General features: G+C 63.9%; 24 protein-coding genes. 9 read left to right on the top strand and 15 right to left on the bottom strand.

Annotated elements, in window-relative coordinates; all coding sequences use genetic code 11:
- Position 1: 1 nt before the first annotated feature.
- Positions 2-736 carry a phosphatase PAP2 family protein gene (locus ACQ4WQ_RS24100; RefSeq protein WP_436500565.1) on the bottom strand — a complete coding sequence of 245 codons (735 nt, stop codon included), beginning with the start codon at positions 734-736 and terminating at the stop codon, positions 2-4.
- Positions 737-901: 165 nt separating this feature from the next.
- Between ACQ4WQ_RS24100 and ACQ4WQ_RS24095 the strand changes: the two genes are divergently transcribed.
- Positions 902-1126, top strand: coding sequence for a hypothetical protein (locus ACQ4WQ_RS24095; RefSeq protein WP_010396348.1), 225 nt, complete (start codon positions 902-904; stop codon positions 1124-1126).
- A gap of 93 nt (positions 1127-1219) precedes the next feature.
- Here the strand turns inward: ACQ4WQ_RS24095 and ACQ4WQ_RS24090 are convergent, their stop codons facing one another.
- The 3 genes from ACQ4WQ_RS24090 to ACQ4WQ_RS24080 all read right to left on the bottom strand — a co-directional run bounded on the left by ACQ4WQ_RS24090 (position 1220) and on the right by ACQ4WQ_RS24080 (position 5297).
- A complete protein-coding gene (locus ACQ4WQ_RS24090; protein ID WP_436500563.1) occupies positions 1220-2332 on the bottom strand; it encodes an AI-2E family transporter in 1113 nt (370 codons plus the stop codon).
- A gap of 216 nt (positions 2333-2548) precedes the next feature.
- On the bottom strand, positions 2549-3733 hold the full coding sequence (locus ACQ4WQ_RS24085; protein ID WP_436500561.1) for a DUF1501 domain-containing protein: 1185 nt from the start codon (positions 3731-3733) through the stop codon (positions 2549-2551).
- A gap of 16 nt (positions 3734-3749) precedes the next feature.
- Complete coding sequence (locus ACQ4WQ_RS24080; RefSeq protein ID WP_436500559.1) at positions 3750-5297, bottom strand: DUF1800 domain-containing protein; 1548 nt, start codon at positions 5295-5297, stop codon at positions 3750-3752.
- 250 nt (positions 5298-5547) lie between these two features.
- Between ACQ4WQ_RS24080 and ACQ4WQ_RS24075 the strand changes: the two genes are divergently transcribed.
- Entirely contained in the window at positions 5548-5925 is a 378-nt protein-coding gene (locus tag ACQ4WQ_RS24075) for a c-type cytochrome (RefSeq protein WP_436500557.1), read from the top strand.
- A 44-nt stretch (positions 5926-5969) separates the two neighbouring features.
- On the opposite strand, the gene ACQ4WQ_RS24070 is transcribed toward ACQ4WQ_RS24075, so the two are convergent.
- The gene (locus ACQ4WQ_RS24070; protein ID WP_436500555.1) at positions 5970-6884 is read right to left on the bottom strand and encodes a LysR family transcriptional regulator; all 915 of its coding nucleotides are present in this window, start codon (positions 6882-6884) and stop codon (positions 5970-5972) included.
- 226 nt (positions 6885-7110) lie between these two features.
- On the opposite strand from ACQ4WQ_RS24070, the gene ACQ4WQ_RS24065 reads away from it, so the two are divergent.
- A complete protein-coding gene (locus ACQ4WQ_RS24065; protein ID WP_436500553.1) occupies positions 7111-8124 on the top strand; it encodes a zinc-binding alcohol dehydrogenase family protein in 1014 nt (337 codons plus the stop codon).
- Positions 8125-8126: 2 nt separating this feature from the next.
- Here the strand turns inward: ACQ4WQ_RS24065 and ACQ4WQ_RS24060 are convergent, their stop codons facing one another.
- Together ACQ4WQ_RS24060 and ACQ4WQ_RS24055 are read right to left on the bottom strand one after the other, a co-directional pair.
- Positions 8127-9395: a glycerate kinase type-2 family protein gene (locus tag ACQ4WQ_RS24060; protein WP_436500551.1), complete on the bottom strand. Its 1269-nt coding sequence runs from the start codon at positions 9393-9395 to the stop codon at positions 8127-8129.
- Between the two features lie 25 nt (positions 9396-9420).
- Positions 9421-10308, bottom strand: a complete 888-nt coding sequence (locus ACQ4WQ_RS24055) for an MFS transporter (RefSeq protein ID WP_436500763.1) — start codon at positions 10306-10308, stop codon at positions 9421-9423.
- Between the two features lie 151 nt (positions 10309-10459).
- Here ACQ4WQ_RS24055 and ACQ4WQ_RS24050 point away from each other — a divergent pair, with 151 nt between their 5' ends.
- Together ACQ4WQ_RS24050 and ACQ4WQ_RS24045 are read left to right on the top strand one after the other, a co-directional pair.
- Positions 10460-11638, top strand: coding sequence for a sugar diacid recognition domain-containing protein (locus ACQ4WQ_RS24050; protein WP_436500549.1), 1179 nt, complete (start codon positions 10460-10462; stop codon positions 11636-11638).
- A 45-nt stretch (positions 11639-11683) separates the two neighbouring features.
- Complete coding sequence (locus tag ACQ4WQ_RS24045; protein WP_326455935.1) at positions 11684-12037, top strand: YnfA family protein; 354 nt, start codon at positions 11684-11686, stop codon at positions 12035-12037.
- Here the strand turns inward: ACQ4WQ_RS24045 and ACQ4WQ_RS24040 are convergent, their stop codons facing one another.
- Together ACQ4WQ_RS24040 and ACQ4WQ_RS24035 are read right to left on the bottom strand one after the other, a co-directional pair.
- Positions 12038-12439: a TerB family tellurite resistance protein gene (locus ACQ4WQ_RS24040; protein ID WP_121668895.1), complete on the bottom strand. Its 402-nt coding sequence runs from the start codon at positions 12437-12439 to the stop codon at positions 12038-12040.
- Between the two features lie 68 nt (positions 12440-12507).
- A complete protein-coding gene (locus ACQ4WQ_RS24035; RefSeq protein WP_328571087.1) occupies positions 12508-13470 on the bottom strand; it encodes a TerC family protein in 963 nt (320 codons plus the stop codon).
- Positions 13471-13629: 159 nt separating this feature from the next.
- On the opposite strand from ACQ4WQ_RS24035, the gene nhaR reads away from it, so the two are divergent.
- A complete protein-coding gene (gene nhaR / locus ACQ4WQ_RS24030) occupies positions 13630-14529 on the top strand; it encodes a transcriptional activator NhaR (RefSeq protein ID WP_326455937.1) in 900 nt (299 codons plus the stop codon).
- Between the two features lie 184 nt (positions 14530-14713).
- Positions 14714-16048: a chloride channel protein gene (locus ACQ4WQ_RS24025; RefSeq protein WP_436500546.1), complete on the top strand. Its 1335-nt coding sequence runs from the start codon at positions 14714-14716 to the stop codon at positions 16046-16048.
- Here the strand turns inward: ACQ4WQ_RS24025 and ACQ4WQ_RS24020 are convergent.
- The 3 genes from ACQ4WQ_RS24020 to ACQ4WQ_RS24010 all read right to left on the bottom strand — a co-directional run bounded on the left by ACQ4WQ_RS24020 (position 16038) and on the right by ACQ4WQ_RS24010 (position 18589).
- On the bottom strand, positions 16038-16487 hold the full coding sequence (locus tag ACQ4WQ_RS24020; protein ID WP_436500544.1) for a MarR family winged helix-turn-helix transcriptional regulator: 450 nt from the start codon (positions 16485-16487) through the stop codon (positions 16038-16040). The genes ACQ4WQ_RS24025 and ACQ4WQ_RS24020 overlap by 11 nt on opposite strands.
- A gap of 123 nt (positions 16488-16610) precedes the next feature.
- Positions 16611-17453 carry a toxin-antitoxin system YwqK family antitoxin gene (locus ACQ4WQ_RS24015; RefSeq protein WP_436500542.1) on the bottom strand — a complete coding sequence of 281 codons (843 nt, stop codon included), beginning with the start codon at positions 17451-17453 and terminating at the stop codon, positions 16611-16613.
- A gap of 8 nt (positions 17454-17461) precedes the next feature.
- Positions 17462-18589, bottom strand: coding sequence for a toxin-antitoxin system YwqK family antitoxin (locus ACQ4WQ_RS24010; RefSeq protein WP_436500540.1), 1128 nt, complete (start codon positions 18587-18589; stop codon positions 17462-17464).
- Between the two features lie 77 nt (positions 18590-18666).
- On the opposite strand from ACQ4WQ_RS24010, the gene ACQ4WQ_RS24005 reads away from it, so the two are divergent.
- Positions 18667-19074 carry a hypothetical protein gene (locus tag ACQ4WQ_RS24005; RefSeq protein WP_326458363.1) on the top strand — a complete coding sequence of 136 codons (408 nt, stop codon included), beginning with the start codon at positions 18667-18669 and terminating at the stop codon, positions 19072-19074.
- Between the two features lie 4 nt (positions 19075-19078).
- Here ACQ4WQ_RS24005 and msbA read toward each other — a convergent pair whose 3' ends face one another.
- The 3 genes from msbA to ACQ4WQ_RS23990 form a co-directional block, all read right to left on the bottom strand.
- Positions 19079-20914, bottom strand: coding sequence for a lipid A export permease/ATP-binding protein MsbA (msbA, locus tag ACQ4WQ_RS24000; RefSeq protein WP_436500538.1), 1836 nt, complete (start codon positions 20912-20914; stop codon positions 19079-19081).
- A 108-nt stretch (positions 20915-21022) separates the two neighbouring features.
- On the bottom strand, positions 21023-21406 hold the full coding sequence (locus tag ACQ4WQ_RS23995; protein ID WP_326458365.1) for a hypothetical protein: 384 nt from the start codon (positions 21404-21406) through the stop codon (positions 21023-21025).
- A gap of 53 nt (positions 21407-21459) precedes the next feature.
- The gene (locus tag ACQ4WQ_RS23990; RefSeq protein WP_436500536.1) at positions 21460-22422 is read right to left on the bottom strand and encodes a Dyp-type peroxidase; all 963 of its coding nucleotides are present in this window, start codon (positions 22420-22422) and stop codon (positions 21460-21462) included.
- Between the two features lie 155 nt (positions 22423-22577).
- On the opposite strand from ACQ4WQ_RS23990, the gene ACQ4WQ_RS23985 reads away from it, so the two are divergent.
- The gene (locus tag ACQ4WQ_RS23985; RefSeq protein ID WP_436500534.1) at positions 22578-23999 is read left to right on the top strand and encodes an aminotransferase-like domain-containing protein; all 1422 of its coding nucleotides are present in this window, start codon (positions 22578-22580) and stop codon (positions 23997-23999) included.
- The last annotated feature ends 3 nt before the right edge of the window (positions 24000-24002 follow it).

The following is a 24002-nucleotide window of genomic DNA, read 5'->3' as shown; positions in this document are numbered from 1 at the left end:
CTTATTTCGTTTGCCGGATATGCCGGCGGCGGCGCAGGGTCGACACGCCGGCGATACAGATGGCCAGCCAGCCATAGCTTTCCGCCATGGCCGCCAGCACATCGCTCAGGTAATGCGCGCCCAAATAAATGCGGCTGAAGCCGACGAGCGACGCCATCAGGAATGCGCCCAGCGCGATGGCGATGCGCTTGCCCCAGGCGCCGGGCGCCGTCTGGCAAATCAGGTAGGCGGCCAGCAAGCCGTACAGTGCTGTCGACGTGGCCGTATGGCCGCTGGGAAAGCTGTACGTGCTCAAGGCCGTCTGCAGGATGGGCTCGTCAAAGCTGGGCCGCGCGCGCACAAAAATGTACTTTAACAGCAGGTTCAAAAACATGACGCCCGGCATGGTGATGACCAGGGTAAACAGCCAGTAATCGGCGCCCTTGCGGTGCAGATACCAGCCCAGCAAGACGGCCAGGGTAATGGCGCCGATCACCCCATGCATATGCGTGACGACCAGCAGGCAACTGGTGATCCACGGCACGGCATGCTGGTTGAACCACTGCGCCACCTGCAGGTCGATCACGGTGATGTGGGCCATGCCCATCACGGCTTCGGCGATCTCGTGGAAGACCACGATGGCCACCAGCATCAGGGCCACGCCCACCGTCATATGCAGGCCCAGTTCGCCTTCGGGCGACAGGCGCGCCTCGACGAAGCGGCGCAGTTTCATGGTCCAGCCCGTTGTCATCTCCATGTCATTTTTCTCTTGCAAACTGATCTCTCTTTCATGTTCCTGGCGATGATCAAAAAAACCACACCAGAAAAATAATACTGTTTATTCATACAGTAGCTGTGTATTCATACAGTAGTTATGCTATTCTGATGACTCGTTCAACACATCTCCCTCAAAGGAATTGTCATGGCAACATTGAATAGCGGTTTTGGCTCACGGTTCGGCCTGGAATACGCCCCAAGCTCTTTCCTCGTCCGCATGGGCAAGCGCGAAATCCTCGTCTGCCGCGACTTCCGCAAGCGCTACTACACCGTCAATCCCCTGATCGAGTGCGGTACGGGCATCGAGCCGGGCTATGTTGAAGTGCTGCTGATGCGCCGTTGGTTGTTGATCTTATCTAAAGCGCATTAAGTCCACCTTAACCGCGTAGCGGTCAAGGAGCTCCGTCCGGCCACGCCGGGAGCGCGCCAGTACCGGCCAGCGGCAACGCTGGCCGACCCCTCATTACTGCGTGCGTTCCGGTGCGGCCGGGCTGGCAGGTGTGTTCGCGCCTGCCTTGACAGGCACCACCTTGTCGAACACATTCGCCTCGTACCATAGGGTAACGAACAGCACCATCACGACGGGGCCGATGAACAGGCCCACGAGGCCCAGGGTTTCCACGCCGCCCAGGATGCCGAACAGCACGGCCAGGAAAGGCAAGCGGGTAGCGTTGCCGATCATGCCGGGACGCACGAAGTGGTCGGCCACGAACAACACCACGGTGCCCCACGCGGCCACGCCGATGGCGGCGCCCACATTGCCCTGGAACACCAGCAAAGCGGCCGCGCACAGGTAAGCGAGCGGCGCGCCGAACGGGATGATGGCCAGGATGCCGGTGGCGAACGCCCACAGGGCCGGCGACGGCAAGCCGGCAATCGCGTAGGCGAAGCCGATCAGCACGCCCTCGGCCAGGCCCACGAGCACCAGGCCGTTGACGGTGGCGCGGATGGCCGTGGGGATCTTTTGCGCATAGCGGCCCCAGCGTTCAGGGCGCAAGAAATGGCTGCCGACGGCCGTGATCTGGCGCGTCAGCGCTTCGCCATCCTTGTAGAAGAAAAACAGGCATAAGAAGGCCAGGCCGAAGTCGACCAGGCGGTGAAAGACGTCCGCGCCCAGCACCTTGAGCATGTCGCGCGCGGAGTGAAAGCCGCCCACGGCGCTGCCCGCAAAGAAGTGGCCGAGGCCGTGGGGCTGGCTCAGGGTGGCTTGCCACCAGTCGCCGATGGCGCTGCCGGCCAGGGGAATATGCGCCACCCAGTCCGGCACGGGCAAGCCGTCCGTATTCGCATGGACGACGAAATTGGCCAGCACGGGCACTTCGCGCGCCGCCTGCGCCACGCCGAACAGCACGGGGATGATGAAGATGCAGGCGAACGCCAGGGTCAGCACGGCCGCCGCGATGATGGTGCGCTGGCCCAGCGCCGCGCGCACGCGCAGGTACAGGGGCCAGGTGGCCACGCACAGGATGCCGGCCCATACGAGCGGCAAAAAGAAACGCTGCATGACGAAGGCCGTCACGGCGATCAGGGCCAGGGAAAAGCCTGCGCTGACGATGTCGCGCTGGGTATCGGTCATACCACTCCATTCGTGCCCCGCACACTTTAAAGGTGTACGGGCTTATAGCGCCTAACAAAACCGTAGCGAGCGGAAGGAAGTTGTGGCTGAGAAGCGCAACTGTACGAAGGTACAGTGAGCATCGCAGGCCGCAAATTACGACGCGCAGTAGGTTTTGATAGGTGCTAGGCTACGCGCCAGTTGCGCAGGCGTAGCGTAACACGGAGCCATGGAGATTTATACGAGCCCCAGCTCCACCGGTTTGACGCCGGCAAACACATGATCGAGTTGCGCCGGTGTCAAACCAAAGGTGCGGCGCAGCAAGCCGCCCAGCACGGCGCGGTATTCATTGAGCACGGGCATGTCGCGGTTCTGGAACAGCGTCGCCTGCGAAATCGCCACCTGCTCGCCCGCCACCTGCTTGCCCTTGATCCCGCCGCCGAGCACCCAGAAGACGCTGCCGTGGCCATGGTCCGTGCCGCGGTTGCCGTTTTCGCGGAAGGTACGGCCAAATTCGCTGACCACGACAACGACGGTATTGCGCCATTCGCTGCCCATTTCCTGCGAAAACGCGGCCAAGCCCCGCCCCAGTTCGTCGAAACGCCCCGCCAGGTAGCCGCTGGCGCCGCCCTGCCCCACGTGCGTATCCCAGCCGCCCACGTCGACGAAACCGAGGTTGTATTTGTCCTTCATCAAGCGGGCGATGCGCTGCGCTTCCAGTTCAAAGCCCTTGGTACTGATGGCGTTGCGGTTGGCCGCCTGCATTTCTCCCGTCAATTCCCGGCTCACGTCCTCGCGCACGGCAAAGCCCGCGCTGACCGGTTGCTGCAAGGGCGTGCCCTTGTACATGGCGGCAATGAGCTGGCTTTGACGCGCATCAATACCGGACTTGCCCACGGAGCGCAGCCCCATGTTCGGCACTTGCACGCCGCCCTGGAAGATCAGGGGCAGCTGGTCCGTGAAGGAAATGGCGTGATTGCCGCTGTTGAGGCTTTGCGCCAGCCGGTTCAAAAAGCCCGAGCGGAAATCGCGCCGGCCGCCCAGTTCCTGTCCCAGTTCGATGCTGTCCTGGGTTTCAAAATGGCTGCGCGTCAAATCCGTCGTGCCCGCAAACGGGATGAAGGCCGCCTCGCCGCCGGTAAACATGGGATAGATGGTCTCGCGCAAGGCCGGATGCAGGGCCCAGTCGGCGTTCAAGGCCAGCGCGCCGTTGTCCGCCCCCGGTTTCGCGATGGCGATATTCGGCCGCGATGCATAATAAAAATCGCTGCCGACCGGCACCAGCAGGTTGTTCGCGTCATAGCCGCCTCGCAAAAAGACGAACAGCAGCTTCGCATTCGTGGCAGGCGCGGCCAGCAAGCTGCCCGCGTGCGACAACAGGGGCGCGGCGGCCAGGGCTTTCAACAGGTCACGACGGTGCATGGCAGTTCCTTTCAATCTAACGGTGCATCATTTCCGGCGAAGACAACAGGAATGTGTTCCACTCCTGCGACGAGGCGGCCTGCTCCAGGGCCTGGCGCGTGGCGGGACTCAAGGTTGGCTGCAGCGACTGGTAGTACAGGGCGCTGGCCAGCTGGGGAAACGCGACCTTTTCCTGCGGCTGCGGCCCATCCGTCTTGAACAGGCCGGCACTGCCCGAACCGATGGTGCGGGCGATATCGAAGCGCGTCGTCATCTGGCCGGGGCTGGCCCAGGAGGCGTCCGTCAGCGGATAGCCATCGGGCGTCTGGCGTCCGTACAGGGGCTGGCCCATGCGCGCGAGCCAGCTCAGCATGGGACCCGCGTTCAGGATGGGCTTGTCGTCATAGCTGAGGCGCACGGCCGACACCACATAATGCATGGGGTCCTTGAATTTCTTGCCCAGCGACTGCCTGAACTCCGGGCTGGCAAACATGGTCTGCAGCACGTCGGCGATCATGCCGTCGCTGTGCCGGAAGGTGGCCTCCATGCGTGCCACCAGGGATTCGGGTGGATTGTCGCCGACGAAATACTGGGCCAGCTTGCCGCTGATAAAGTGCGCGGTGGCAGGACTGCGGCTCAGGCGGTCCAGCGCTTCGTCGAGTTCGGCCAGTCCCCTGCCCTTCACCGTTTGCCCCAGAAATTGTTTATCGCCGTAATCGTGGCGGTTCGGATTGAATTCGAACATGCCCTGGCGCACGTATTGCGATTGCAGCGCCGGTTTCACCTTCGGCGTATCCGGCCCCAGGTTGACGCCCACGCCCGTGAGGATGCGCGCCAGTTCCTGCACATCGGTCTGGCTGTAGCCGCCGTTCACGCCCAGGGTGTGCAGCTCCATCAGCTCGCGCGCATAGTTTTCATTGATGCGCTTGACGGCATTGGCTTCATTATCGAGGTAGCGCAGCATGGCCGGATGGTGGACCGTGGCGCCCAGCAAGTCGCGGAATTTTCCCAAGGCATGCGGCGCGATGGCGTTCGCCTCGTAATCGCCGACCATGGCGCGCAAGTTGTGCTTGCCCTGGTGCACGCTGAAATGGTTAAGCCAGAACCAGCTCAGCTGCTGCTGCAACTGGTTCGGCGAATACACATCGAGCAACAGCGAGCGCGTGGCCGCCTCGCGCGCCAGGCGGTTCAATTCCTGCTGGTACTCCTTTTGCGCCTGCTGCTTTGCCATATCGTCCATGACACCGGCCGATTCCTTGCGCTTTTGCTCCACGGACATGACGAGCTGATCGAGCGGCACCTGGCTGATAGTCATGGCGTCGATCTGCGCCTGCACGGCGGGCGGCAGGCGGGCTTTGCCGGGATGCAATTGCGCCTGCAGGTAAGCGTTCCAGCCTTCCTTTTGCAATTGGCGCACGCTGCCCTCGTTCACGCCCCAGCTGACGCGCTCGAGCATCGCGACGCCTTGTGCGGCATTGTCGGGCGCGGCGACGGCATGCTGCGCGGCCGGCGGCGCCGTCGCGGCACAGCCGGCCAGCAACAGCAGGGACATCAAGGTCGTCGGCAATAATCGGTTCGGGGTCATGGCGGTCCTTCAAGCGGTTTCATGCATAATGCCTGAGAGTACGCTCAGGTTGACCTGCGCATGATTGCCATTTGCAACGAGTTGTAATCAAGCATGGCTGCTCATTAGACAACTTCTCTCGGGTACGGGCACATGACTGATGAATAATCTCGGATAAAATGTTATCGAGAGAATTGCGTACTGCAATGGCAGCTCCGTATTTTCTCTTGAACCAGACATTATCCATACAATACGTCCACATTAAAAAGAAATGAAAATATTATTTATCGCTGCATTGGGAATGTTATCGCTCATACAAACGCCGTCAGCCTACGCGGAGAATCTGAATGGAAAAACGCTGTATGTCCAGCGATGTGCCGTGTGCCATGGAGCAGAGATCAAGGGCACAGGGCCGTTGGCGAATAAAAGCACGCCTCCCACGCCGGACCTGACAACGGCCGCTTTCAAGAAACGCCTGAAGGATTATCCGGGCGTGATCGTATCCTCGGTCATACTTCGTCCGAATGGCGATTTGATTCCAAAGACCTTGAAAGAGAATGGCGTCAAGATCGCGCCATACGCCTGGCGGGTAAAGGATTTTCGCGATTTGAATCAATACATGAGCGATGTGATTTTAAAGAATCGATGATATCAAGAGCCATGGCGGGCAACTCGCGCAGGCATAATCGTCACTCAATCATGCTGTTTCAATAACTCATCACACTTGTCACGCAGGAAATCGCGCAGCTGCAGCACCAGCGGCGTCACCTGCGCCCGGTGCATGCAGACCAGGTGCAGGGGCGTGGCCTCGCCCGCCACTTCGGGCAGCAGCACGTGCAGGCGGCCGGCGGCCACGTCGCCAGCCACGTCCAGCCGCGATTTACAGGCGATGCCCAGGCCCGCCACGGCCCAGCGCCGCACGAGTTCGGCATCGTCGGCGCTACGGTTGCCGCTGACGGCAATCGTCACTTGCTCGCGCTGGGGCAGGCGGTAAAAAGTCCAGCGGTCGTGCAAGCCGTCTTCCAGCGCGAAGCGCAGGCAATTGTGCTGCGGCAAGTCTTCCAGCGCCAGCAAGGGGCCATGTTCGCGCAGGTAGCCGGGCGACGCCACCAGCACTCTGTCGTTGGCCGGCGCGATGGGCATGGCGACCATGCTCGAATCGTCTTGCTGGCCATAGCGGATGGCCACGTCGACTTGCTGGCGCACCATGTCGGCCACCCGGTCGCTGACGCTGAGCTGGTATTGCAGCTTCGGGTGGCGCAGCTGGAACTCGTCCAGCCAGCCCAGCATCAGGTTGCGGCCCAGGTCGGAAGGCATGGCAATTTTCAAGGTTCCGCCGAAACTGTCCTTGCCGGCCAGCAGTGCGTCATGGCCCGCGCGCAGCAGGCGCAAGGCCTCGCGCGCATGCTCGAGGTATTGCGTGCCTTCCGGCGTCAGGCTCAGCGAACGGGTCGTGCGGGCCAGCAGGCGCAAGCCCAATTCCCCTTCCAGGCGCTTGACGGCGGCGCTGGCCAGCGCGGGCGAGATGCCGATCTCGCGCGCGGCCGCCGACAGGCTGCCCCGGTCGGCCGTGCGGACAAATACCTGCAAGTCATCGAGTCGCAGCAATTTTCAGCATTCCTTTGAAAGTGTTTCGGTACGCGCCCTCTTTTTCCCTGGCGAGAAAATGGCCATGATACGTCATCAAGCCTGTATGGCGTAGGTCGGATCAGGTCCGAAGGACCGTAATCCGACAACATTGTTGGCGTGGCCGATGGTGGTGTCGGATGACGCGCGGTACAGCCGCGCTAATCCGACCTACCCGACTCCATCACTGTTTTACCAAAGGAAGAATATGAAAGCCATCGCCTACCACCACAGCCTGCCCATCACCGATGCCGACGCCCTGCTCGACATCGAGCTGCCCACGCCCGTCGCCACGGGGCGCGACCTGCTCGTCGCCGTCAAGGCCATTTCCGTCAACCCCGTCGACACCAAGGTGCGCAAGAACCGCGCGCCGAAAGACGGCCAGCCGGAAGTGCTGGGCTGGGATGCGGCCGGCGTCGTCACGGCCGTCGGTCCCGACGTCACCCTGTTCCAGGTGGGCGATAAGGTCTGGTACGCGGGCGCCATCAACCGCCCCGGCAGCAACAGCGAATTCCAGCTCGTCGACGAGCGCATCGTCAGTCACATGCCGGCCAGCCTCGATTTCGCCCCTGCCGCCGCCCTGCCGCTCACGGCGATCACGGCCTGGGAATTGCTGTTCGACCGCCTGCAGATCAGCCGCGACAAGAATCTGACCGGCAAGTCGCTGCTGGTGATCGGCGCGGCCGGCGGCGTCGGTTCCGTGCTGGTGCAGCTGGCCCGTCAATTGACAGGCGTCACCATCATCGGCACGGCCTCGCGCGCGGAAACGGCCGATTGGGTCAAGGAACTGGGCGCCCACCACGTGATCGACCACAGCCTGCCGCTGGCCGCCGAAATCACGCGCCTCGGTTTACCGCCCGTCGATTACGTGATCAGCCTGAACCAGACCGACAGGCATTTCGAGCAAATCGTCGAACTGATCGCGCCGCAAGGCAAGTTCGCCCTGATCGACGACCCCGAGCACATCGACGTGCGCAAGTTCAAGGGCAAGAGCGTGTCGCTGCACTGGGAACTGATGTTTACCCGTTCGCTGTTCCAGACGGCGGACATGATCCAGCAGCACGCCTTGCTCGAGGAACTGGCGCAACTGGTGGACGCGGGCGTGATCAAGACGACCCTGGCCGAGCGCTTCGGCACGATCAATGCGGCGAATCTGAAACGCGCGCATGCCCTGTTGGAAAGCAATACGGCAAAAGGCAAGATCGTGCTGGAAGGGTTCTAAATTCAGGTAATCAAAATAGCCCGGAAATCATTGACATTCGTCAATGTCGGGCCCGTGATCACGGCGTCTCCCAGCGCCTGGAAGAAGCCGTGGCCATCGTTGTTGTCGAGGCTGTCGCGGGGCTTGATGCCCAGCGCCCAGGCGCGTTGCAGGGTGTCGGGCGCCAGACAAGCGCCGGCGATCTCTTCCTGGCCGTCGACGCCATCCGTGTCGCCGGCCAGCGCATGGATGCCCGCGTGTCCGTCCAGCGCGATGCCCAGCGCCAGCAAAAATTCCACGTTGCGCCCGCCGCGGCCGTTGCCGCGCACGGTGACCGTCGTTTCGCCGCCCGACAGCAGCACGCACGGGGCGGGAAACGGCTGGCCCCGCATCGCCGTTTGCAGCGCGATGCCGGCCATGACTTTCCCAACGTCGCGCGCCTCGCCTTCCAGGCTGTCGCCCAATATATACGGCGTGACGCCGGCCGCGCGCGCCACGGCGGCGGCCGCTTCCAGGGCCATCTGCGGCGTGGCGACCAGGGTCGTGCGCGTGTGCGCCAGCCGCGGGTCATCGGGTTTCACGGATTCGCCGCGCCCGCTTTCCAGCGCGGCGCGCAGGCTGCCCGGCAATGCGATCCCATAGCGGCGCACGATGGCCAGCGCGTCCTCGCACGTCGTCGCGTCGCCCACCGTGGGGCCGGAGGCGATATCGCCCAGCTTGTCGCCGGGCACGTCGGATATCGCCAACGTCACCACCTGCGCCGGATGGCAGGCGGCCGCCAGCCGGCCGCCCTTGATGGCGGACAAATGGCGGCGCACGCAATTCATTTCGCCGATGGTGGCGCCCGACGCCAGCAGCGCGCGGTTCAAGGCTTGCTTGTCGGCCAAAGTGATGCCATCCAAAGGCAGGGCCAGCAGCGACGAGCCGCCGCCCGAGATCAGGCACAGCACCGTGTCGTCCGCCTGCAAGTTGCCCACCAGGTCCAGCATGCGGCGCGCCGCCTGCATGCCGGCCGCATCCGGCACGGGATGCGACGCTTCCACGATCTCGATGCGCTCGCACGGCACGGCATAGCCGTAGCGCGTGACGACGAGCCCCGACAACGGCCCCGGCCAGTGCCGTTCCACGGCTTGCGCCATGGCGGCCGACGCCTTGCCGGCGCCGATGACGATCAGCCGTCCCTTGGGCGCGGGCGGCAGATGGGGCGGGATGCAATGCGATGGCTGCGCCGCCTCGATGGCGGCGTGGAACATGGCTTGCAGCAAGGCGCGCGGCGCCGCGGTGGTCGTCATTGTCAATTCCTCCGGTTCGATGGCATCAGCGGTTCACGATGCGCGCGGGAACGCGCAGCACCAGTATGGCGCCCAGCAGCATGACTGCGGAAAGAATATACAGGGCCACGTCGGTGCCGCCCGTCGCATCCTTGATCCAGCCGACGAGGAAGGGGCTGACGAAGCCCGCCACCTGGCCCAGCGAATTGATCAGCGCCAGGCCGCCGGCCGCCGCCGCGCTGTCCAGGAAGGCCGTGGGCAGGGGCCAGAACATGGGCAGACCGGACAGCGCGCCCATGGTCGCCAGCGACAGGCCGATGATGGCGATGAATACGGTGGGGATGCCTTGCAGCAAAAACATCCATTGCCAGCCGGCCAGGCCGCCGTGGCCCGCGAACGATTGCATCATCCAGCCCGACAAGGGGCTGCCCAGCAAGCCGGAAATGGGAATGGCCGACATGAACAGGCCCATGATGCGGCCCCGGCGCGAAGCGGGATACCAGTTCGTAAAGTACAGCACGATGCCGGGGAAGAAGCCCGCCTCGAACACGCCCGTGATGAAGCGCAGCGAGTAAAACGCGGCCGGCGTGGTGACGAACATCAGGCAGGCCGAAGCGATGCCCCAGGCGATCATCAGGGTGCCGATGACCTTGCGCGCGCCCAGGCGGTGCAGCAGCAGGTTGCTGGGCACGCCGCTGGCCACGTAGCCGATGAAGAAAATGCCCGCGCCCAGGCCGTACACGCTTTCGCTCCATTGCAGCGCATCGAGCATTTGCAGCTTGGCAAAGCCGACATTCACGCGGTCCAGGTAATTGAACAGGTAGCAAATGAAGATGAAAGGGATCAGATGCAAGGTGACCTTGCGGTAGGCGCCTTCGCGCACGCGGTCCTGCGCGGACGCGCCGGCGGGCAGGCTGGCGCCTGGTTGGGTGATCATGGTTGTCTCCTGAGTATTTTTTTATGGGATACGAGCAGCCCATCGTACAATCGCCGGCAGAAACAGTCATCGTGCGGATGCATGAAGAAATATAGCGTTTAATCCGATGATTCCATGCAAATGCACAAAACCATAAGGCGCACCATTCATGCCGAGCATCGATTTCCCCCTGGCGCAAGACATCGTCCGGCGCACCATGGCCATCATCCCGTTCAGCGTCAACGTCATCGATGCGCGCGGCGTGATCCTGGCCAGCGGCGACCCGCAGCGCGTGGGCGATCTGCATCCGGGCGCGCAACTGGCGCTGACGCGGCGCAGCGGCGTGGAAATCGGCACGGCCGACATGGCCAGGCTGCCCGGTACGCGGGCCGGCATCAACCTGCCCCTGACGGTGCGCGGCGAGATTTGCGGCGTGCTGGGCATCACGGGCGAGCCCGATGCCGTGCGCCAGTTCGGCGAGCTGGTGCGCGCCATGGCGGAAATGATGCTGGAGCAGGCGCGGCTGCTCAGCGAGTTGCAGCACGAAAAGCGCTACCGCGAGGAATTCGTGTTCCAGCTCGTCTACCGCACGGGCATTTCGGATGCCAGCATGCAGGCGTGGGCGGCGCGCCTGGCGCTGGACTTGCGCGTGCCGCGTGCCATGTTCGTGCTGGAAATACCCGATGCGGGAGAAGGCCCGGGCGAACGGCTGGACCAGGTGCTGACGCAGCTGCAGCAAGTGCAGTCCGACCTGTCGGCGCGCTGGCCTGCCCTGCTGATGGCCGTCGTCTCGCCGGGCGAACTGGTGCTGCTCGACGCCTTTCCCGCCAGCGGCCCCCAGCAGGCGCGCGCGGCGCAAGCCAGGCAGCGCCTGCTCGAACTGCACCAGGTGGCGCAGCAAGCCCTCGCGCCGGCCGCCACCCTGTCGATGGGCGTGGCCTTGCCCGGTCTCGATGGGGCGACGGCCTCGTATGAATCGGCGAAGCAGACGGCGCGCGTGGGGCGCGTCCGCGATGGCGCGCAAGCTACTTTTTCCTATCTGGAGCTGAGCTTGCCCGTGCTGCTGTCCGGCCTGCAGGACGGTTGGCAGGCGGAACAATTGCGCCAGACCCTGGCCCGCCTGCAGGTGCACGACCGCAAGTCGGGCACCCTGATGCGCACCCTGGCCGCCTGGTTCCGCCATCACAGCCACCCGATGGCCACGGCCAGGTCACTGCATATCCACCGCAACACGCTCGATTACCGGCTGCAGAAAATCGCCGAACTGACGGGGCTGGACCTGGACGACACGGATGACCGCCTGCTGCTGTATGTCGCCCTGCAACTCGATGCGCCGCAGCTTCATTAACAGATGCCCGTCTACAATGGCGGCTGACCGCACAACAGGAACACCATGAACGACGCCATCGAATGGACCAGTCTTGCCCGCACTTTCGGGCTGTTTACCGTCACGGCCGTGGCCGAACTGCTGGGCTGCTACCTGCCCATGCTATGGCTGAGCAACAAGGGCAGCGCCTGGCTGCTGTTGCCGGCCGCCCTCAGCCTCTTGATCTTCGTGTGGCTGCTGACCTTGCATCCGGCCGCCAGCGGCCGGGTCTACGCCACGTATGGCGCCATCTATATCGCCACGGCGCTGGGATGGCTGTGGCTGGTGGACGGTATCACGCCCGCCTGGACGGATGTGACGGGCGTGGGCCTGGCCCTGGCCGGCGCCGCCGTGATTGCCATGGGACACAAGGCAGCGTAATTACGCCGCGTGCTGGCGGAAATTCGTTTCCGCCGACCAGGCCGCGCTGGCGCGGGCCAGCAATACGGCTTCGCCATCGGCCAGCCAGTCGTCCGCGTCGGCAATCTTCCACATGGCTTGCAGCAGCTTGCGGCGCAAGTCCGGGTCCGTGATTTCATCGAGCAGGCTGTCGATCACGCCATGGGCCAGCTGCACGGCGCCATGCACGGTCGAGGTCAGCATGTCGTCGCACAGGTCTTGCAACAGCTGTTGAAAAGCGGCCGGCGCCAGGTCGATATGTTCGAGGATCTTGCTGCGGTGCATGGCTTGCAGCTCGGCGCTGGCCAGGTTGCCGTCGACCACCATCATCAGGGCCAGAATACGTCCCGCCGCCTGGGGACTGTTCGTTTCATAGGTACGCATAGTTTTTACTTTCCATTGTTGGTTTAAAAAGCGCGCCACCGCCGTGCGGGGCGCGCCGTACTGCAGTCTTACTTTTTGTCGCTGCGGGTGATGAACACGCTCGCCACGCAGCTCGACACGATCAGCACCGCCACCACCAGCAGCGAGGCTTCGACGGGCACGTGGTACCACGGCATGATCAGCATCTTGGCGCCGATGAACACCAGCACCATCGCCAGGCCATACTTGAGCATGTGGAAGCGGTCAGCCACGTCCACCAGCAGGAAATACAGGGCGCGCAAGCCCATGATGGCGAACAGGTTCGACGTGAAGACGATGAACGGGTCCGTCGTGATGGCGAAGATCGCCGGGATCGAGTCGACCGCAAACACCAGGTCCGTCACCTCGATCAGGATCAGCACCAGGAACAGCGGCGTGACATAGCGCAAACCGCCCTTGGCTACGAAGAAACGCTCGCCGTGGTCGCCGTCCGCTACCCGCAAGTGGCGGCGGGCAAAGCGCAGCACGGGATTGTTCGCCACATCCGGTTCCGCATCGGCCGCCACCAGCATGCGCATGCCGGTAATCAACAGGAAAGCGCCGAACAGGTACAGCACCCAGCTGAACTCGCTCACCACCCAGGCGCCGGCCATGATCATCACGGCGCGCATGACGATCGCGCCCAGCACGCCGTAGATCAGCACGCGGCGCTGGTACTGGATCGGCACCTGGAAGGCGCTGAAGATCAGCAGGAAGACGAAGACGTTATCGACCGACAGCGCTTTCTCGATCAGGTAGCCGGAGAAAAACTCCAGCGCCTTCTGGTTGGCGATCTCGGGACCGGCCGTGCCGTTCAGATACCACCACAGGCCGCCGTTGAACAGCAGGGCCAGGCTGACCCACACGAGCGACCACGTCGCCGCTTCCTTGACGCCGACCTTGTGCGCCTTGTTGCCGCCGAAGACGAACAGGTCCAGCGCCAGCATGAACAGGACGAATACGATGAAGCCGGCCCACATGGGTGCCGTTGCAATACTCTCCAGGCCATTCATCGGCGGCCTCCGCAACTGTCTGTCTGTCTCCTGATGCCCATGGCACTCTCCTTGCATGAATTGAGCAGTCATCATAGGCTGAATATAAACATCGAACAAATCGAATATAATTTATTAATACATCGAAAAACTCGATGTATTAATTTGCCGGGAACAAACATGTCCACACTCAACTTCAAGCACTTGCGCTATTTCTGGATGGTGGCCAAGACGGGCAGCATCGCCCGCGCGGCCGAGCAGCTGCACCTGACGCCGCAATCGATTTCGGGCCAGCTCAGCGACTTTGCCGACACCCTGGGCGTGGAACTGTTCCGCCGCAGCGGGCGCAAGCTGGAATTGACGGAGACGGGCAGGCGCATCCTCAGCCATGCGGAAGAGATTTTCAGCACGGGCGACGAATTGCTGGAAATCGTGCGCGACCAGTCGCGCACGGCGACGACCACGTTTCGCGTGGGCTGCGCCGATTCCGTGTCGAAACTGATCGCCTGCCGCCTGGTCGAACCGGCGCTGGGCCTGGCCGAACCGCTGCGCATGATCTGCCGCGAAGGCCGGCTGGCCAGCCTGCTGGCGGACCTGGCCGTGCACCGGCTGGACCTGATCATCGCCGACCGCCCCATGCCGTCGCACTTGAGCGTGCGCGGCTACAACCACCTGCTGGGCGAAAGCGGCATGACCCTGTTCGGCACGCCGGCGCTGGCCGCCACCCTGGAAGGCGGCTTTCCGCTATGCCTCGATGGCGCGCCGCTGCTGCTGCCGGGCGAGGACTTCGCCATCTATGGCCGCTTGCTGCAATGGCTGGGCGACAACCACCTGCACCCGCGCATCGTGGGCGAGTTCGACGACAGCGCCATGATGCAGGCCTTCGGCCAGTCCGGCGCCGGCCTGTTCTTCGCCCCCACCGTGATCGCGCCCCAGGTGTGCGAACAGCATGGCGTGGTGGCGCTGGGCCGGGTCGACAGCCTCGTCGAGCAGGTGTATGCGATCACTACGGAACGCCGCCTGAGCCACCCCGCCACCGTCGCCATCAGCCAGAGCGCGCGGCGCGAACTGTTCGTGTAAGCCCGTGGCCGTCCGGGCCGCAGCTGGCGCCGCAAGGGCGGGCGCTCGCCGATTTCCCGGCCGGAACAGACCTTCTGTTGCCAGCCGCCCACAGATAAATCAGATGAAATACATTTGGACAAATATAGCTTTATAATGGCACTCCTCCCCGACGCCCTGCGCGCCCCTTCCTGGACTTGCCGCAATGAAGCACTTGCACGACATCCCCTCTGCCTTCAAGCATGAATTTGCCAACCCGCGCCTGTGGTGGTCGCGCGCCGTCGTCGTCGGCATGGCCGCCATCGCGGGGCTCGTCGTCGTGGGCTTTACGTGGCTGGCGGAAACAGCGCTCGATTGTTTTCTCTTTTTTAACGGCAAGGCCTGGTGGTTCGCCCTGCTGTGGACTCCGGCTTGCGCCGCCCTGCTCGTCTGGCTGACGCGCCGCTATGCCGTGGGCGCGGCCGGCTCCGGCATCCCGCAAGTGATGGCCACGCTGGACCCGGCCGTGGCGCCGGAACAGCGCTCCTTGTTTGTCTCGTTGAAACTCAGCGCCGCGAAGATAGTCCTGACGGCGGGCGGCTTGCTGGGCGGCTTGTCGCTGGGACGCGAAGGGCCGTCCGTGCAGATCGCCGCCGGCGTGATGCTGGCCGCGCGCCGCTGGCTGCCACGCCATTCGCAGGTGAGCGCCCATTCGCTGCTGGTGGCGGGCGGCGCGGCCGGCATCGCGGCCGCCTTCAACACGCCGCTGGCGGGCGTCATGTTTGCCATCGAAGAATTGTCGCGCTCGCCCGAGCAGCGCAACAGCGGCCTCATCGTCGCCGGTATCGTGCTGGCCGGCATGATGGCCGTCTCGATCCACGGCAACGCCACGCACTTCGGCATCATCCATCCCGGCCCCATCGGCCTGGCGCTGGCGCTGCCAGGTTTATTGGTCACGTTGGTGGCGGGGGTGGCCGGCGGCCTGTTCGCCCGGCTGCTATTGGCGTCCGCCCGGGGCAATCCGCTGGGGAAATTATCTGCATGGAGAACAGGCCGGCCCGTGCTGTTCGCCGCCGTCTGCGGTGTGCTGGTGGCGGCCATCGGCATCGCCAGCCACGGCGCCACGTTCGGCAGCGGCACCGTGGCCACGCGCGCCATGCTCGAAGGCGCGTCCGAGACGACGCCCGCCTTTGTGGCCTTCAAATATGTGGCGACGTGGCTGACCGTCTGGTCGGGCGTGCCGGCCGGCATCTTCGCCCCGTCCCTGGCCATCGGCGCCGGCATCGGCCACGATATCGCCGTGCTGCTGCACTACCCGCACGCGCCGGCCCTGATCGCGCTGGGCATGGTGGGCTTCCTGGCCGCCGCCACGCAGGCGCCGCTGACGGCTTTTATTATTGTCATGGAAATGGTCGACGGCCACGGCATGGTGCTGAGCCTGATGGCCTGCGCCGTGGTGGCCAGCACCGTGTCGCGCGTGCTCAGCGAGCCGCTGTACGGGGCACTGGCGCAGCTGCAGCTGCAACGGCTGCCGCAGGCCAGCCGGGACACTACATCGTAAACGGAAACGGCTGCATGCCCGCCTGCCTGTCATCGGGGGCGACGACGGCCAGCAAGGCGTTCAAGCCCTGGTTCAGGTGCGCCAGGCTGTCAGGATCCAGCTGGGCCAGCGCGCTGGGCAGCAAGCCGCGCGCCGGCTGCGGCGCGCTGGCGATCACGGCTTGCCCTTCCGCCGTCAGGGTCAGGGTGACCACGCGCTGGTCGGGCTGGTCGCGCGCCTTGCGCACATAGGCTTTTTTTACCAGCGCCTCGACCAGGTTGCTGGCCGTCGTCTGGTGTATCGACATCTTGCCGGCCAGCTCGCCCATGCGCAGGCCCGGCCGCTCCAGCAATTCCTGCATCACCCACAGTTGCGCGCCAGACACGCCGCATTGCTTCTCGATCTGCGCCGAGTGCCGCTGCGCTGCGCGCATGACGACGCGCATGTTTTGCAAGGCCATACCTTGCGCCCTGGCCATTGCCGAAACGTCCGCTTCCACCACCATTGCCTCCATTATCCTGCCGGCTTCGCGCCTGCTGGCGGGCCGGAATCCCTGCATGATACCTGCAATGGCGGTCCGCTACTAACTGCCTGTTACTGGCAGCCCATCGCGCCAAGCCTGCTCCAGCACCAGCTTGCCGGCCTGGTCCCACTCGCGCTCGATGCCGTGCTTCTTGCCGTGCTCATACGGCACGATTTGCCGCAGGCTGCCATCGCTGTACCAGCTTTGCACCAAGCCGTGGCGCTGGCCGTCGCGCATGGGCGTGACACTGGCGCGCGCGCCGTTATCATGCCACTCCATCAGGTCGCCCTGCTCGCGCCCTTGGGCATCCTGCTGCCAGGCAACGGTCGGCTGGCCATTGCTGCCCCACTTTTGCATGCTCAGCAGCTTGCCCTTGCGGTACAGCGCTCTCTGCGCCAGCTGGCCATTGTCATGGCTATCGAACGACCAGCCGTCGGGCTCGCCATGGCGCCACGTCATGCTGGCGAGTACCTTGCCGTCCGGCGCCAGGGTGACGGCCTCGCCATCCTGCTGGTCATGGATGAAATGGCTGCGCTGGAACAGCTTGCCGTCGGCGTAAAACAATTGCTGCAGCCCATGCATCCTGCCGCCTTTCAGGAAGGCGCGGCTGCTCACCTTGCCATTCGGCCCGTACGACACATACTCGCCATCGGCCATTTGCTGGCCGTGGTAGCGGATGCGGTTCATCAGCTGGCCATTCTCATGGTAAGACTCGACAATACGGTCGCGTCCGTTCGGCAGCAGGGTCACCTTTTGCTTGAGCTGGCCGTTGTCATAGAACGATGTGCCGCCAGCCGGCGCCGGCGCCGGCGCCTGCGCCTGCGCCTGCGCCTGCGCCGCCAGCGGCAGCACCGTCATGAGCATTGCCAGCAGCGCCAGGCGCATTTTCTGTGCATACCGCATGCGCCCCCCTACTGCGCCGCCACGGGCTGGCCATCGTGCCACGTCTGTTCCAGCACCAGCTTGCCGGCCTTGTCCCACTGGCGCTCGATGCCGTGCTTCTTGCCATGCTCATACGGCACGATCTGCCGCAGGCTGCCATCGCTGTACCAGGTCTGCAGCAAGCCGTGGCGCTGGCCTTCGACAAACGGGGTCACGCTGGCGCGCACGCCGTTGGCATGCCAATCCGTCGTGTCGCCGTGGTCGCGCCCCTGCGCGTCTTTCTGCCACGCAAACTTGGGCTGGCCATTCGCCCCCCACGTTTGCAAGCTGAGCACGGCACCTTTCTGGTACAGCGTCTTGTTCGACACGACGCCATTGCCATGGCTTTCAAACGACCAGCCGTCGGGCTGGCCGTGCACCCAGACGGTCCTGGCCAGCACCTTGCCATCCTCGGCATACATGACAAACTCGCCCTCGCGCTGGCCATCGACGTGCCGTCCCCTTCGGAACAGCTTGCCATCCGGATAAAACGATTCCTCCAGGCCATCCATCTGGCCATGGCGTCGATACGAGCGGTTGCTGACGGCCCCGTTCGCGCCATACGACACTTGCTCGCCATCGGCCATCTCGTCGCCGTGGTACAGCGTGCGGCTCATCAATTGGCCGTTCTCGTGATACGTTTCCGAGATGCTGTCGCGCCCGTTCGCCAGCGGCGTGACCTTCTGCTTGACCTGGCCATTCTCGAAGTACACACTGCCGCCGAGCAGCTCCTCGCCCTGGGCATTGAAATAGGTTTCGCGCAGCAGCTGGCCATTTTCGTAGTAGTACTTGCGAAAACGCACGAACTTGATCTGGCTCAGGTCCAGGTCGGTGGCATAGGTTTCAAAGGCCGGCACGCCCGGCGTGTCGGGAAATTCGAGCCGCACATGCCAGGCGCCCAGCGCCTCGTCGCGCACGGGCGGCGTACGCAGCGCATACACGGCGCGGCGCTGATTGCTGGGCATGAAATTTTCATCCAAATACATGGTCCGGTCTTCCTCCTGTAAAGTTGGCGTCGGCGTTTTCCCTGCGGGCTGTGCCTGTGCCGCCAGCGGCGAGGCCAGGACCGCGCCCAGCAAGGCGGCCAGGGCCACGCGTGTCTTCTGTCGTGTGTGCATTGTGTTCCGTTGCAATGTTATCGTGCGGCGGCCATCATAATGGAAAGCAACGTTTTCCCCTGTCACGAAAGAAATCCATGCACTTGCCCTCCGCCCCCAGCGACACACAGATACTGGACATCATCGACGCCTGGATCGCCGACCTGGCGCGCGGCGATTACGCGTGCGCCCATGCGCGCACGGCGCACGACGCGTATTACGGCTGGACGCCGGCGCTGCTGCGCGCCGTGATCGAAGGGTATGGTTCGCCGCAGCCGTATGCGGATGGCAGCGTGTATCGCGTCACGCCGGCGGCGCTGGCCAGCGGCGCGCCGCACGAACGCTGCGTCGAGCGCCCGGCAAGCGAGGATGGCGGCGTGGCGATCGCCGAAGCGCGCCACGCCCTGCCACTGAACGGCGCCTGGTCGGACCTGACCGCCACGTTCCGCGTGGAAGGCACGGCGCTGGGCGCCACGCTGGTATTACAGGAAATTCACGTGTTCTAAGGCTCTAGCCCGCGCCATCCTTGACGGGCGACAACTGGCTCGCATGCAGCCGTGCATACGCGCCGCCCTGCCGCAGCAAGTCACCGTGGCTGCCCGACTCGACCAGGCGGCCGCCCTGCATGACGACGATACGGTCGGCGCTTTCGATGGTGGATAATCTGTGGGCGATGACGATGGTGGTGCGGTTGCGCATCAGCACTTCCAGCGCCGCCTGCACGGAGCGCTCCGACTCCGTATCCAGCGCGCTGGTCGCTTCATCGAGCAGCAGAATTGGCGCATCCTTGTACAGCGCGCGCGCGATGGCCAGGCGCTGGCGTTGTCCGCCCGACAGGCGCGAACCGTTCTGGCCCGCCTGGGTCGCATAGCCTTGCGGCAACTGCATGATGAAGTCGTGGGCGTAGGCGGCGCGCGCCGACGCTTCGATGCGAGCCATGTCCGGGGCCGGGTCGCCGTACGCGATATTCGCCGCCATCGTGTCATTGAACAAGATCACATCCTGGCTGACGAGGGCGAACTGGCGCCGCAGGGCCAGCAAGGCGTAATCGCGCACGTCGACGCCGTCGAGCAGGATCTGCCCGCCGCTGACGTCATAGAAGCGCGGCAGCAAGCCCAGCAAGGTCGTCTTGCCGCCGCCGGAGCCGCCCACCAGGGCCACCGTTTCGCCGGCGCGGATGTCGAGCGTGATATCGCTCAAGGCCGTGGGCGCATCGGGATCGTCGCTGTTGTAGCGGAAATGCACGTTCTGCAAGGACAGATTGCCCTGCACGGTGGCCGGGGCGATGGTGCCCGGGTCCGGTTCCAGCGGCGTGTCGATCAGGCCGAAGACGGATTCGGCCGCCGCCAGGCCCCGCTGCAGCGGCTCATTGATCTTGGTCAGATTCTTGATCGGCGACTGCATGGCCATCAGCGCGCCCATGAAGGCGACGAAGGCGCCCGGCGTGATGGCGCCGCTTTGCGCGCGCAGCATGGCGAAATAGATCACGGACGACAGGGTGATGCCGACGAGCATCATGATGAAGCCGGAATTCATGGCCGACGTGGCCGCATGCTTGACGGCCAGCTGGCGGTTGCGCTTGACGACGTCGACGAAGCGCGCCTGCTCGTAATCTTGCCCGCCGAAGATTTTCACCACGCGCTGGCCGCCGATGCTTTCGTCCAGCACGGACGTCAGCTCGCCCACCGCTTGCTGCGAACTCTTGCTCAGATGGCGCATGCGCCGGCCCGCCAGGGTCACGACGATGGCGACGATGGGCATCGAGGCCATGCAGAACAGGGCCAGCTTCACGTCGATGCTGAACAGCAGGATCAGATAGCCGATGGTGGCGACGGAATCGCGCACCATCACGTTGAGCACGTTCAAGCCCGCCTGCGACACCTGGCTGGCGTCGAAGGCCACGCGCGATTGCGTCAAGCTGGTGGTGGTGGTATCGAAAAAGCGGCTGGGCAAGCGCATGATGGTGGCGAACATCTTTTCGCGCAAATCGGCCTGCACGCGGCTCGATAGCCATACGGAGCCGTAATCGCCGGCAAAACTGGAGACCATGCGCAGCACGGCCAGGCCCAGGATGGTGGCGGGAATCACCCACAAGTCCACCTGCCCTGCCTGTGCTGGCAAGAAACGGTCGACCCAGCCCTGCAGCATGCCCATCACGCCGGACACGGGCGCGACTTGCGTGCTGGCCGTCGTGCGCATGGCGTCGACGACGTTTTGCAACTGGCGGATTAACAACACATCGGTGGCGGACGCCACGCCGACGGCCAGCAAGGTGGCGGCAACGATGGCGCCATAGCGGCGAAACTGGCCGGCCAGGCGGAAGAACAGGAGGCGACTTTGCTGCATGCAGGTGACAAAAGTGAGGGTAAAGCGTGATTCTAACCGCTGCCAGACTTACCTATGAGAAAGTCGTCACCTTGCCGGCGCAGGACCGGCAAGGGAAAGCACGGACGATCAGCTCTTCGCCACTTTCCACGCGGCCGTGCCGGCCTTGCAGACTTTCAGCTTCAGGGTCTGTTCCTGGCCCTTGGCGTTCAAGCCCACCTGCACCTTGCGGCACGTTTGCGCATCCGTCTTTTCCGTGTCGCTGGCCGTGATGTCGGCGGCGATGCGCACGGAATTGCGCAAGCCTTCATTGCTCCATTGCACGGTTTCGCCATCCTTCTTGTCGTTGAGCACGTCGGTGACGGCTTTCACGAAGACGGGCTTGTCGTTCTTGTTCAGGTAAGCCATCGGCGTATCGGCCAGGAAACCCAGGCCGACGGCGGAAGCGGAAGCGCTGAAGACGACGCTGCCCAGTATCAAGGTGGACAACAGTGTGGCGGGACGAATACGCATGGAAAACTCCTGGTAAAGTAAAAAATAGGGACCGGGGACCGCCGGGGCGGCCCTTAGCCGGGATCCGCCGGCGAAATACCCACGGCCAGCAAGGCGTCGATGCTGGGCACGAAATAGATCGCCGACGACAGCGCCGTGGAAAAATCCAGCAGCCGGTCCGTCTGAGTGACGCCATCATAGCCTACGCCGTACATTTGCCGCAGCATGCCCATGGTCACCGTGATGTCCTTGCAGAAACCGACAAACATGACGCCCGCCTCGGTCGCATTGGCGTAATTGGCATTGCGGCGCACGATATCGACTTCCTCGCCATCGCGGATGAACTGGTTGCGGCCCACGTGGGAATCGACGGGCAACGGCGACAATTCATGGCTGCCGGCCTTGGTGCGGCCCCACACCTGCTCCGCCGCGTGCACGGGCAAGGCGCGCAGGCGCTCCACGTCCATGCGCCATTTCTGCAGCAGCACGGTGGAGCCGCCCGCGCCCGCCTCGCCATCGGGAATGATGGCCACGCCATTCGCGCGAAACGGATTCGGGTTGGCGACGCCGTCGGCAAAGCCGTCGAAGGTCACGTTATTGTGATACGGAAAACACACCTGCTCGCTGGCCAATTCGGCAAAGGGGCTCAGCAAGGTGAGCGTCGTGCGCATGCTGTCGTACAGGGTGGCCGCGTTCGACTGCGTGATCCAGACCCAGAAATCGTGCTGGCTGGCGGGCGCCGTCTTGCCGTTGGCGCCCACGAGGTCGTGCGCGAACGATGCCATGTTGTCCGGCACGCAGCCGGGGCAGGCCGCGCGCCACAGCTCGGGCTTGAATCCCAGCACGACGTTGGCCGTGCCGCCCGTCAACTGATGGTGGCGGTTCAGGGTGGGGTCGAGGATGCCCGTGACTTCGGATTCCCACAGCTTGCCCAGCACCCTGAACAGCTGCTCCGGTTCGACGCCGGCCTTCACATTGAACTGCAAATGCACTTCGTCGCGCGCGACGACAGACAGCATGCTTTGTGGAATTGCCATGACAGATGTTCCTTTTTTAGTTTTCTCTATGGATATTAAACCAGAAGTGCCGGATGGCAGTTTCATTTAGGCAACATGCGATATTTGTAACTATAGGTCGTCATGAATTGGACGATAATGCAATGACGTAGAGCAAGAATCAAGAATGGATACCAATGAAATTGTATGAAAAGCTCGTCGGCGACATCGAGCAACTGGTGGCCCAGGGCGTGCTCTTGCCCGGGGAACGCATCCCGTCCGTACGTCAGACCAGCCAGCAGCACAAGCTGAGCATCACCACGGTGCTGCGCGCCTATGTCAAGCTGGAAGGCATGGGCGTGATCGAAAGCCGCCCCCAGTCCGGCTACTTCGTGCGGCCCCGCGCCGGCGATGCGCAGCCGGCCGACCTGTGCATGCAGGCCTCCCAGCCGAGCACCGTGCCGGCCGAAGTGCACGTCAGCCGCCTGGTGCTGTCGACCCTGCGCTCGATCGGCTTGCACGACGCCATCCCGCTGGGCTCGCCCTACCCCGATCCCGCGCTGTTTCCGTGGGAACGCATCAACCAGTACGCGAGCGCCGTGGCGCGCCGCAATCGCGACTGGAGCGTGACGGACGACCTGCCGCCGGGCAACCCGCAACTGATACGCGAAATCGCCCGCCGCTACCTGGAGAACGGCCTGGCCGTCGATCCCGACGAAATCATCGTCACCGTGGGCGCCACGGAAGCGATCAACCTGTGCCTGCAAGCGGTGGCCAGGCCGGGCGACACCATCGCCGTCGAATCGCCCACCTTCTATGCCATGCTGCTGGCCGTCGAACGGCTGGGCATGAAGGTGGTGGAAGTGTCCACCGATCCGTACGACGGCATCAGCATCGAAGCGCTGGCCGACATCATGGCGCGCCAGCCCATCGCCGCCGTCATGGTGATGCCGAACTTCCAGAATCCGCTGGGCTTCCAGATGTCGGACCAGCGCAAGCGGGCCCTGTATCAGCTGCTGGAGCAGCACGACGTGCCCGCCATCGAAAACGGCGTCTACAACGAACTGTATTACGGCGACGCCCACCCGTCCTCGCTCAAGTCCTGCGACCGCAAGGGCCTGGTGCTGCACTGTTCCTCGTTTTCCAAGAGCCTCAGCGCCGCGCAGCGCGTGGGCTGGGCCCTGGCCGGACGCTACCGGGGCAAGGTGGAGGAACTCAAATTCCTCAACACGCTGACCACCTCGTCGTTCCCGCAACTGGCCATCGCCGAGTACCTGCAGAACGACGGCTACGAACAGCATCTGCGCCGCACCCGCAAGGCCTACGCCCAGCAGGCGCGCATCATGGCGGCCGCCGTGCTGCGCTTCTTTCCCGCCGGCACCAAAGTCTCGCAACCGCAGGGCGGCTACGTGCTGTGGGTGGAGTTGCCGGGTGACATAGACTCCATGCAACTGTACCGGCGCGCGCTGGAATGCAAGATCACGGTGGGGCCGGGGCGCATGTTTTCCGTCAGCCAGGCCTACAAGCACTGCATCCGCCTCAACTACAGCTATCCGTGGAACGCGGACGTGGAACAGGCGATCATCCTGCTCGGTAAACTTATCACCGAATTCCTGTAGACC

Source organism: Janthinobacterium goodfellowi (genome assembly GCF_051380695.1).
Lineage (GTDB): Bacteria > Pseudomonadota > Gammaproteobacteria > Burkholderiales > Burkholderiaceae_D > Janthinobacterium.
The sequence above is the reverse complement of the archived record's forward strand: the minus strand, read 5'-3'. Positions and strand labels throughout refer to the sequence as shown.